A 9,808-nucleotide genomic window follows, 5' to 3' on the forward strand; every position below is an offset into this window, starting at 1 on the left:
GCACCACCACCAGCCCTGACGCGCACCTTGCCACCGCGCCTTCTGGGGGCAACGCATCTCGCAGATTAAATGTGAACAGGCCCTAGGAAAATCAGCCACAAGCATTCGTTTCGACGAGGGCAGAGAAAAACATCCACGATGTCATCGATATCGGCATGACAGCGGAAATGCTCCGCCTGAGGCGGCCCTCGGGCCTCGCCAGGTCTTGACGGTGGTCAGGACATCACCACTGCTTGCTGCGCCTGCCGCTGACGCGGCTTGAGCAACCTGGGACGCACGATGGTCACCGCAACGGTCCATGCAATCACCAGCGCCAGTACGTACAGGGCGATGAATCCCGCAAAGCCGAGGTGGGGGGAGAGCGCCTTGGCAATGCCAAGGAAGGCGGCATAGCCCCAGCTCACCGCACTCACCACGCCGATGGCCAGTGTCGTCAAGCCCAACACGGCGCTGCGCCGGGTGGCATTGGCAAGCTGCGGCAACACGTAAAAATGGACGCCGACACCGTTGATGCTTAGTATCGTCACCACCAGCAACTTGGCCAGCAGCTTGCCGTTCTGGAGGATGAGATGCGGATCGAAGCCGGTATCGATGCCGATCACCGTCAGCCCGGTGGCCCACAATGCCAGCAGTGAAATCAGCACGATGCTTGCCAGTCGTTCAATGAGCCTGGCACGGGAAGGACTGCCCTGGCGGTTGAAGACAAGAAAGTCCACCATCACGATGGAGACCGCGGCGGCAATCATGGAGATGATGTGAAGATAGATCATCGAAATGCGGGTGACGTCCAGGAAGAGTTTCATGATTCCTCAATAGAAAAGTTCTTGGCACGTAAATACGATGAGAGCCTGAAGAGGTTCAAAAAATGAGATGAAAACAGAATGAACCTTTTGCCGAGAAGTCGGCATCAACGGCACATACAGAAAAATTGCAACAATGTCCGGACCTTCAGTCAATTCCATCGAACAAGAAGAAATCGACCTGCTCGACCGTATCTCCCAGGGGGACAGGCGGGCGTTCGAGCGTCTCTATCGGCACTATTTTCCGAGACTGGCACAGTTTCTCCGGCGACTTGTCCGGGACGGCCAGCTCAGCGAGGAGATCATCAATGACACCATGTATGTCGTATGGACCAAGGCCCATACCTACAACGGACAATCCCGGGTCTCGACCTGGATTTTTGCCATTGCCTACCGGCAGGGGCTGAAAGCCTTGTCCAGGGTGGATACTCCGGTGGAAATGGATCAGGAGAGCATGGTTGCCGATGAATTCGTGGAGCCGGACAAGCAGTTGAGCGAGGCCCAGCTGCGGCGCCATATCGGCGGAGCCCTGGATCGCTTGTCCTTTGAACACAGAACCGTGATGGCCCTGACCTATTTCCATGGCATGAGCTACGACGAGATCGCCCACACCATGGGTTGTTCGATTAATACGGTGAAAACCAGAATGTTCTATGCGCGGCAGAAGCTGAAGGTCTTCCTGTCGGCATACGCATAGGGAGGCGTCATGACAGACATTGAAATTCTTTCCCACGACGAGACCGAAAAGCTGCTTCCGTGGTTCGTCAACGGAACGCTGAACGAAGAGCAGCAGCGCGCGGTACGCGAGCACCTGCAATCCTGCCCGGAGTGCAGCGCGGCCTATTCCTGGGCCTGCAGCGAAAGAGCCGCAATCTACACGGAGCAGGAGGCCGTTCCCGACGTCGAGGCGAGCCTCGCGCGGATGATGGCCCGCATCGAACCGAGAGCGCCCGGAAAAACCTCCTCTTTCCTTGGCCGCATGACCTCCCTGTTGGTCGGCAAGCCCTGGATGCCGGTCGCCCTCGCCCTCCAGGCGGTGCTGGTGGTGGCGCTCGGCCTGGGCGTGTTCATGCAATCCGGCGTCAAGCAATACGTGGCGCTGAGCGATGCAGATAGCGGAAAGATGAAGATCGCCATCGTGTTCAAACCCGATACGACGGTGCAGCGGATGCAGGAGATCCTGCGCGCCATCAACGCCAATATCGTCGCCGGGCCGACGGTGACCTTCGCTTACGTGGTCGAAATGCCTGCTGGCGAAGAGAGCAGCGCCCTGCGGCACTTCAAGCAGGCACCGGAAATCTCGCTGGTGCAAAGTCTGGGGCCGGGCAAATGAGTCTGGCGCGTCGATGGACCGCGCTGCTGCTGGTCTCGCTGGCCTTGCTGGCCGGCGCCCACGCCTTGGCCGAAGCCCCCGCGCAGGGGCCGCCGGAAGCGCGCCAGATCCTGGTGATGCTGCATCTGCCGGCACCGCACTTCCGGCCGGATTCCAGCTATGGCGGCGGCTATCGCAACGAAGCGGCCGGCCATGCGCGACTCACGATTGCCCGGGAGATCGCCAATCAGTACCAGCTGACGCTGGTTTCGCGTTGGCCCATGTCCACGCTGGGCGTGGATTGCTTCGTGATGAACGTTCCCGGCAGTGCCAGCATGGAAGAGACCGTCAAGCTGGTCTCCGCCGATAGCCGCGTCGAATGGGCGCAGGAGATCAATTCCTTCACCGCGCTGGGCGCGTCGGATCCGCTCTATCCGATCCAGCCGAGTGCCAGATTCTGGCATCTTGACCGGATTCACTCCGTTGCCACTGGCAAGGGCGTGCGCATCGCCGTCATCGACAGCGGGGTCGAGGATGATCATCCCGATCTGGCCGGACAAGTCACCGAGAGAGAGAACTTCGTTACCGACCGGAGTTATGCAGCCGAGTCCCACGGTACCGCCGTGGCCGGCATCATCGTAGCGGTCCGGGACAACAACATCGGCATCGCCGGCATCGCCCCGGATGCCAAGATCATGGCGCTGCGCGCCTGCTGGCAGAATGGCGACAGGAGTCTGTGCAACAGCTTTACCATCGGGCAAGCGCTCAATTTCGCCATATTGAACGGAGCCAAGATCATCAACATGAGCCTCGCCGGTCCCAGGGACCAGTTGATCAAACGCCTCATCGAAGTGGCCCAGCAGCGCGGCATGCTGATCGTGGCCGCCAGTTCCGGCGACGATCCCGCCGGCGGCTTTCCGGCCTCCGTGCCGGGCGTCATTGCAGTGGCCGACAAGATCCTGCCCTCGCGCCCGGCCTCCACGCTCTACGCTCCCGGCCAGGGTATCCCCACGACCACGCCGCATTTCGCCTGGAACCTGGTATCAGGCAGCTCCTTTTCCGCCGCCCATGTATCGGGACTGGCAGCCTTGCTCGTGCAACTGCGTCCCCGCGACAGTCCCGAACAGATCCGCAAATCGGTCATCACCAGAAACGCTTATATCGACGGCGCAGGAAGCGGTAATATCGAAGTCTGTGCGACATTCAGGAAACTGGTGGAAAGATGCGTCTGCGAATGCCAATAGATCCGGCTTCACTTCCGGGGAATCATGCCCCTGCGTAGGTATGCCGCCGTCGCGCTGATGATGATCAGCGCCGATGCGCTCGCGCAGATGAGCAAGAGCATCAGCGGCTCATCGGACTACTGGTATCGCGGAATCTCCCTCTCGTCGGGGCTTCCGGTCGTTCAAGCTACTCTCAACCATGATTTCCGGGATGGCTGGTATGCAGGCGCATCCGGCTCCGGGGCCAGGAATTCGAATGAGGCGAGCGTAGGTCAGCTGGTCCTGTTCGGTGGCAATGCGATGCGCCTGGATGCCACCACCAGCCTGGACTTGGGTGCGCACATGACGCGCCTGCTTGATGCTCCCTCCCTGGTTTTCACCGAACTCTACGCCGGCATCGTCAAGGAAAGGTATTCCTTGCGGCTCTATTATTCGCCGCGCTATCTGGGTGAGAAGAAGCAGACCACCTACCTCGATTTCAACATGGCTCATCCTCTTTCTTCCTCCGTATATCTTTCGCTGCACCTGGGGTGGCTGGAATCCATGGCGGTCGAGAGCAAACGCTTTTCCAACCGCTTCGATACGCGTCTGGGGATCGGCACCTATATCGGATTCTGGAATTGCCAGGTGACTTACAACATGGTGCGGGCATCGGAGCCGCTCACGGTGAATGCGGCGAACCGGGTCATTCTGAATCTGAGTTATTCGTTCTGATGTTGATGGCGCCTGCCGTTCATCAGGCCAAATGGAACGGTCTCTGGTTGGCGAGCAGAAGCCGTCCAGGCTGGGCATTCAATGAAGTGCCTTACATCCATCAGCAGCAAAGGCAACGTTGAACAGGCCCTGCACGCATCAGAAAGCGGCCCAAGCCCGCATGGGCTGAAACGTACAGATCCGCCGATTGCGAGCTGTTGCACTCCATGTCTCGCACCATTAACGGAATCTTAATGCTCTTTCACAACAGCGTTAAGCAGCCGCCTGCCACGCCCGGCCCTCGCCGAAATAGAAGGCCCGGATATCGGCCCGCTCCCGCAACGCCCCTGCCTCGCCGCTCAACACACTGTGCCCGTGCTCCAGCACCGTGGCGCGATGCGCGTACTGCAGCGCCACCGCCGAATTCTGTTCGGCCACCAGCAAGGCCACGCCCTCCTCGCGGTTGAGCCGGCTCAGTTGCGCAAAGATGTCCGCCACCACCTTCGGTGCCAGCCCCATCGAGGGCTCATCCAGCACCAGCAGGCGCGGCCGCGAGATCAGCGCGCGGCCGATGGCCAGCATCTGCTGCTCGCCGCCCGAGCACAGCCCGGCCAGGCTGCGGCGACGCTGATGCAGCAGCGGAAAGAAGGCATAGATGCGATCCAGTGCCTCCCGCAGCACGGCACGCCGCGTGAAGTGCGCAGGCCAGCCGGTCAGCAGATTCTCTTCCACGCTGAGGGAGGCAAAACAATGCCGTCCTTCCAGCACCTGCGCCAGTCCCTGCCGCACCAGCTCGGCAGGACTGCTGCGCGCCACCTCCCGCCCCTCGAACAGGATGCGCCCGCCGCGCACCTGCCCGCGCTGCGCCGCCAGCAGATTGGAGACCGCCTTGAGCGTGGTCGACTTGCCCGCGCCATTGGCTCCCAGCAGGGCGTGGATCTCGCCCGCCTGTACGTCCAGGCTCACACCCTGCAAGGCCAGCAGCGCGCCCTGGTAACGCACCTCGATGGACTCGATCTGCAACAGCGGCGCACTCATCTCAGCTCCATGCGTGGAAAGGCGGCTTGACGCCATTGAGGTAGTAATTGCCGACGATGGCGTATTTCCAGCGCACCGGATCATGCAGCGTGTGCGTGCGCGCATTGCGCCAATGACGGTCCAGGTTGTACTGGCCCAGCGTGGAACGCGTGCCCGCCAGTTCGAACAGCTTGTTGGTGGCGTGGATGGCGATCTCGGTGGAGAGTACCTTGGCTTCCGCCGTCAGGATCTGCGCACGCGCCACGTTCTCGGCATCGGGGGCGGCGACGGCCGCATCGATGGCGCGGCCCGCGCGTTCCAGCAGCGCTTCGCTGGCATGCAGACGGATCTGCAGGTCGCCCACGGCCTGGATCGAATACGGATCTTCCCAGGCGTGATCGCGCTGGCTGTCGATCCACGGGCGCGACTTGGTGCGCACGAAGTCCTGGGTATCGGCAATCGCGGCGCGGGCAATGCCCACGTCCACCGCAGCCTGGATGATCTGGAAGATGGCGCCGTCGGCGGAGGGTTCCAGGTAGCCCTTGTAGGCCGGGATCAGATGCGTCTTCGGCACTTTCACCTGATCGATGATGACGGTGCCGCTCAGGGTAGTGCGCTGGCCGAAGGCTGACCAGTCGTCAATGACGGTCAATCCCGGTGCATTGCGCTCGGCCACCACGTACCAGGTGCGGTTCTCTTCATCATTGGCGACGATGGGCACGTAATGCGCCAGCAGCGCGCCGGTGGAGTAGAACTTCTTGCCGCTCACGATGACGTGGTCACCGGCATCGACGAAGCGCGTCTCGAAGTCCGCAGCCCGCTTGGATCCCGACTCGGAGAAGGCATTGCCCCAACGCACGCCGCGCAGGAAATCGGCGAAGAAACGCTGTTGCTGTTCCGGGTCGGAAACGGTGCGCACCGCTGCCACGAAGCCCAGGTGATTCTGCGTGATCTGGCCCAGCGACGGGTCGGCCGCGGAAATGATGGCGATCACTTCGGCCAGCGTGGCATAAGAGACTTCGGCCCCGCCGAAGGCACGCGGCACGTTGATGGCCCACAGGCCGCTTTGCGAATAGGCCTCGATCTCTTCCACCGGCCAGCGGCGCAGCTGATCGCGTTCGGAAGCGCCTTGCGCCAGGCGCTTGGCCAGCGTGTGGGCGACGGCGATGGCTTCGGCGTCATCACGGATCACGTGCGCCGGTTGCGCCGCGCGCGGCAAGCCGGGTACCGGGCCGCTGGCGGGAGAATAAGACTGTGTGGAGGGGGCGAGCACGGCAGACATGGTCGGACCTTTCAGAAAAAAATGGAGAAGTGGAAGAAGACGGCAGGTGGTCCCGCAACAGCGCATCAGTGCACCAGTGCGTCACCGCAGGACCGGCCTGCCCTCAGTCATCGATGCTCTTGCGCACCTTGATGTTCTTTTCCTTGGCATAGGCCAGGGCGGACTTTTCGATGATGGGACGCAGCAGTTTCCAGTCCGGGGCGATCCAGTCGGAGACCACGTTCCACTGCTTGCCATCCCATTGCTGGAAGGCCACCAGGCCATCGCCTTCGTGGTTGTCCCAGGTCACGTGGATGGAGTGGAACAGGCCCTTGGCACCGAGTGCAGCCGTGCGGGCCTGGTCGATATTGAGGTTCTCCAGACCCCAGCGGATTTCATCACCGGTGAGCGTGCGCTTGCCGAATTTGGCCTGGGCGATGCGGATCGCTTCCACGTTGAGGATGCCGTTGAGCACGCCGAGATTGTGATAGACGCTGCCGATGCGCTTGGGATCCTGCAGGTTGCCCTTTCCAGCCCCGTAGACGGTCTTCTGGATTTCCTGCAGCACCGGATACTGCGCGCCTGCGGCCACGGTGGTGATGGCCACATAGCCCTTGGCCGCGTCACCGGCCGGGATCACGTCTTCCTCCGAATTGGACCAGACGTTGCCGATGATGTGATCCGCCGGGAAGCCCGACTTCTGCGCCGTCTTCAGCGCCACCGGGTTCATCACGCCCCAGCCGCGCAGCACCACATAGTCGGGCTTGGCGCGGCGGATCGCCAGCCATTGCGCCTGCTGGTCATTGCCGGGGTGCGGCACTTCGATCTGCTGCAGCGAGAAACCATATTTTTCCGACAGCAGCTTGTAGATCGGGATGGTCTCCTTGCCATAGGGCGAACCGTGATAGAGCACCACGATCTTCTTGCCCTTGAGCTTGTCGCTGCCGCCTTCCTTGCTGGCGATGTAGTTGACGATGCCCGAGGTCTCGCTGTAAGGGTTGAGCAGCAGCGGGAAGATGTACTTGAAGACGCGGCCATCGGTGGTATCGGTGCGGCCGTGATTGATGGTCAGCAGCGGCACCTTGTCGGCCGTGACGCGATCCAGCAGCGCGTAGGCGATGCCGACCGAGAGCGGATTCCAGGTGGCGATGTTGGGACGCTGCTTGAGGCGCTCGTAGACTTCCACGCCGCGCTCCACTTCGTACTGGGTCTCGCCTTCTTCCCAGGTCAGCTTGACGCCACCCACGCCGCCATCGCGCAGGTTGACCAGGTTCAGGTAATCGATGAAGCCGCCAAAGAAGCCGGTCCCGCCAGCCGCATACGGACCCACCCGGTAACTCTGCAGGGGGAAGAATTGTTCATCGGCATGGGCATGTTGCAGGCCTGCAGACAGGAGGGCTGCGGAGAGAATGAAGGTTTTTAATAATTTTGCGTGCAGCATGGTGAGAGAGCTTCTCCGTGGTGAGGGTGGAAGTGAAGGTAAATAGTTATGACGCAGACGCGCGCTTGTGAAGGCGACGGCGTGCGCGTCCCCACAGGGCAGCCAGGCCCTGCGGCTCGACGATGAGGAAGAAGATGATCAGCGCCCCCAGCACGATGCGCTGGCTCATTTCCAGCACGCCGGAGTCGAACCACTGCCCCAGCAGCAGGCTGCCCAGGCGCGACAGCAGCAGCGGAAACACCACGATCAGCGCCGCCCCCAGGAAGGCCCCGCGAATGGTCGCCAGCCCGCCGATGATGACGATGAAGAGAATCTGCAGCGAACGATCCAGATTGAAGCCGGCCGGTTCCACCGTGCGCAGGTAGACGAAGCCCCACAGCACACCGGCCACGCCGATGACGAAGGACGACACGGCAAAGGCCAGCAGCTTGGTGCGCAGCACCGGCACGCCGATCACGCGGGCCGCCTGTTCGTTGTCGCGCACGGCGATGAAGTGATGGCCGGTCTGGCTCTGCACCAGCCGCCAGCACAGCAAGGTCAGCACCGTGACGATGGCCAGCGCGAACAGGTAGCGGCCCGCCGGCGTATCGAAGGCCAGCCCGCCCACCACCAGCGGCGGCGCATCGATCACGCCGGACGGATTGTCATTGCTGAACCAGCTGAACTTGACCAGCACCCACTGCACGAAGAACTGCGCCGCCAGCGTCGAGACGGCCAGATAGAAACCGCGCAGGCGCAGGCTGGGCAAGCCGAACACCAGCCCGATGACGGTCGCGGCCACGCCTGCCAGCGCGATGGAGACCAGCAGCGGCAGGCCCTCCACGCGCAGGTTGAGGTTGTAGGCAGCAAAGGCGCCCACCGCCATGAAGGCCGAACTGCCCAGCGAGAGCTGGCCCGCGTAACCGGTCAGCAGATTGAGCCCGACCGCCGCCAGCGAGAGTGCCAGGAAAGGAATCAGCAAGGCATCGATGACATAGGGCGAGGCGAACAGGGGCAGGATCACCCAGGCCACCACCAGCAACAGCAGCCAGGGTGCGGCACGCCGCCACGAGAGCCCGCGCAGGGGCAGCACGCGCGGCGATGAAGCGAGAGAAGTCGTCATGTCAGGCCCTTTGCCATGCACGCTGGCCGAACAGGCCACTGGGCCTGACCAGCAGGAAGGCCAAGGCGGCCACGTAAGCGAACCAGCCTTCGATACCGCCGCCCACCAGCGGGCCGAGATAGACCTCCGCCAGTTTTTCCAGCGCACCGATGAGCAGGCCACCGACGATGGCCCCCAGTACCGAATCGAAACCGCCCAGCACCAGTACCGGCAAGGCCTTCAGCACCACCAGCGACAGCGAGAACTGCACGCCCAGGCGCGCGCCCCACAAGAGACCGGCGATCAGTGCGATCAGTCCGGCCGTGGCCCACACGGCGGCGAGGATGCGCGGCAGGCGCAAACCCACTGCCAATGCGGCAAAGCCGTCATCGGCCAGCGCGCGGAATTCCAGGCCGAGGCGGGTGTAGCGGAAGAAGGCCGACAGCAGCGCCACCATCACGGCCGCCGTAGCCGCGGCGAAGAGATCGAAGGAAGAAATCATCATCCCGCCCAGTTGCAGGGGCGTATCGGCGATGCCCAGCTCCAGCGCATGCACCTGCGTGCCCCACAGCAATTGCGCCGCGCCCTCGATCACGTAGGACAGACCCAGCGTGGCCATGAACAGCGTCATCGGCGACTGGTTCTGCAAGGGCCGCAACACCACCCGTTCGATCGACAGGCCCAGCAGGATCATCGCCGCCAGCGTCAGCAGCAAGGCCAGCGCGAAAGGAACATCGCGCTCCACCAGGCTCACGAAAGTCAGCGCGGCAAACAGCAGTTGCGCGCCCTGCGCAAAGTTGAGCACGCCCGAGGTCTTGTAGATCAGCACGAAGCCGATCGCCACCAGCGAATACATCACCCCCGAGAGCAGGCCACCGGTCAGCACTTCGGCGAAGAACACCCAATCGAAGTCAGCCATCACGCGGCCTCCTGCGTGGTGTGATGCCCAGGCTGGGCGACGCCCAGATAGGCCTCGATCA

10 protein-coding genes are annotated in these 9,808 nt (G+C 62.4%); 4 read left to right on the forward strand and 6 right to left on the reverse strand.

What is annotated here, in order from left to right; all coding sequences use genetic code 11:
- Positions 1–215: 215 nt before the first annotated feature.
- Positions 216–803, reverse strand: coding sequence for a hypothetical protein (locus B3873_RS15570; RefSeq protein WP_209532241.1), 588 nt, complete (start codon positions 801–803; stop codon positions 216–218).
- 133 nt (positions 804–936) lie between these two features.
- On the opposite strand from B3873_RS15570, the gene B3873_RS15575 reads away from it, so the two are divergent.
- From B3873_RS15575 to B3873_RS15590, 4 genes are read left to right on the forward strand one after another with little or no spacing between them, the layout of a single operon-like run.
- Positions 937–1,497, forward strand: a complete 561-nt coding sequence (locus tag B3873_RS15575; RefSeq protein ID WP_039790036.1) for an RNA polymerase sigma factor — start codon at positions 937–939, stop codon at positions 1,495–1,497.
- Positions 1,498–1,506: 9 nt separating this feature from the next.
- Positions 1,507–2,133 (forward strand): zf-HC2 domain-containing protein, encoded by a 627-nt coding sequence (locus B3873_RS15580; protein WP_039790037.1) that lies wholly within the window; start codon positions 1,507–1,509, stop codon positions 2,131–2,133.
- The gene (locus B3873_RS15585; RefSeq protein WP_286867176.1) at positions 2,130–3,356 is read left to right on the forward strand and encodes a S8 family peptidase; all 1,227 of its coding nucleotides are present in this window, start codon (positions 2,130–2,132) and stop codon (positions 3,354–3,356) included. Before B3873_RS15580 ends, B3873_RS15585 begins: the two co-directional genes overlap by 4 nt.
- 24 nt (positions 3,357–3,380) lie before the next feature.
- Entirely contained in the window at positions 3,381–4,049 is a 669-nt protein-coding gene (locus tag B3873_RS15590) for a TorF family putative porin (protein ID WP_039790038.1), read from the forward strand.
- Positions 4,050–4,301: 252 nt separating this feature from the next.
- Here the strand turns inward: B3873_RS15590 and B3873_RS15595 are convergent, their stop codons facing one another.
- The 5 genes from B3873_RS15595 to B3873_RS15615 form a co-directional block, all read right to left on the reverse strand.
- A complete protein-coding gene (locus tag B3873_RS15595) occupies positions 4,302–5,066 on the reverse strand; it encodes an ABC transporter ATP-binding protein (RefSeq protein WP_286867179.1) in 765 nt (254 codons plus the stop codon).
- Position 5,067: 1 nt separating this feature from the next.
- Positions 5,068–6,327 (reverse strand): SfnB family sulfur acquisition oxidoreductase, encoded by a 1,260-nt coding sequence (locus B3873_RS15600; protein ID WP_051057714.1) that lies wholly within the window; start codon positions 6,325–6,327, stop codon positions 5,068–5,070.
- 103 nt (positions 6,328–6,430) lie between these two features.
- Positions 6,431–7,747 carry an ABC transporter substrate-binding protein gene (locus B3873_RS15605; protein ID WP_039790040.1) on the reverse strand — a complete coding sequence of 439 codons (1,317 nt, stop codon included), beginning with the start codon at positions 7,745–7,747 and terminating at the stop codon, positions 6,431–6,433.
- A gap of 46 nt (positions 7,748–7,793) precedes the next feature.
- Complete coding sequence (locus B3873_RS15610; RefSeq protein ID WP_286867182.1) at positions 7,794–8,849, reverse strand: branched-chain amino acid ABC transporter permease; 1,056 nt, start codon at positions 8,847–8,849, stop codon at positions 7,794–7,796.
- Between the two features lies 1 nt (position 8,850).
- Positions 8,851–9,747 carry a branched-chain amino acid ABC transporter permease gene (locus tag B3873_RS15615; RefSeq protein WP_286867184.1) on the reverse strand — a complete coding sequence of 299 codons (897 nt, stop codon included), beginning with the start codon at positions 9,745–9,747 and terminating at the stop codon, positions 8,851–8,853.
- Positions 9,748–9,808: the final 61 nt, after the last annotated feature.

Origin of the sequence: Herbaspirillum sp. UBA812, assembly GCF_002296545.1 — a bacterium.
In the GTDB taxonomy this organism is placed as follows: domain Bacteria; phylum Pseudomonadota; class Gammaproteobacteria; order Burkholderiales; family Burkholderiaceae_D; genus Herbaspirillum; species Herbaspirillum huttiense.

Bases quoted from the DNA above. Each gene is read 5' to 3' on its own strand.
- B3873_RS15570 (WP_209532241.1), bottom strand. From the start codon at position 803: ATGAAACTCTTCCTGGACGTCACCCGCATTTCGATGATCTATCTTCAC.
- B3873_RS15575 (WP_039790036.1), top strand. From the start codon at position 937: ATGTCCGGACCTTCAGTCAATTCCATCGAACAAGAAGAAATCGACCTG.
- B3873_RS15580 (WP_039790037.1), top strand. From the start codon at position 1,507: ATGACAGACATTGAAATTCTTTCCCACGACGAGACCGAAAAGCTGCTT.
- B3873_RS15585 (WP_286867176.1), top strand. From the start codon at position 2,130: ATGAGTCTGGCGCGTCGATGGACCGCGCTGCTGCTGGTCTCGCTGGCC.
- B3873_RS15590 (WP_039790038.1), top strand. From the start codon at position 3,381: ATGCCCCTGCGTAGGTATGCCGCCGTCGCGCTGATGATGATCAGCGCC.
- B3873_RS15595 (WP_286867179.1), bottom strand. From the start codon at position 5,066: ATGAGTGCGCCGCTGTTGCAGATCGAGTCCATCGAGGTGCGTTACCAG.
- B3873_RS15600 (WP_051057714.1), bottom strand. From the start codon at position 6,327: ATGTCTGCCGTGCTCGCCCCCTCCACACAGTCTTATTCTCCCGCCAGC.
- B3873_RS15605 (WP_039790040.1), bottom strand. From the start codon at position 7,747: ATGCTGCACGCAAAATTATTAAAAACCTTCATTCTCTCCGCAGCCCTC.
- B3873_RS15610 (WP_286867182.1), bottom strand. From the start codon at position 8,849: ATGACGACTTCTCTCGCTTCATCGCCGCGCGTGCTGCCCCTGCGCGGG.
- B3873_RS15615 (WP_286867184.1), bottom strand. From the start codon at position 9,747: ATGGCTGACTTCGATTGGGTGTTCTTCGCCGAAGTGCTGACCGGTGGC.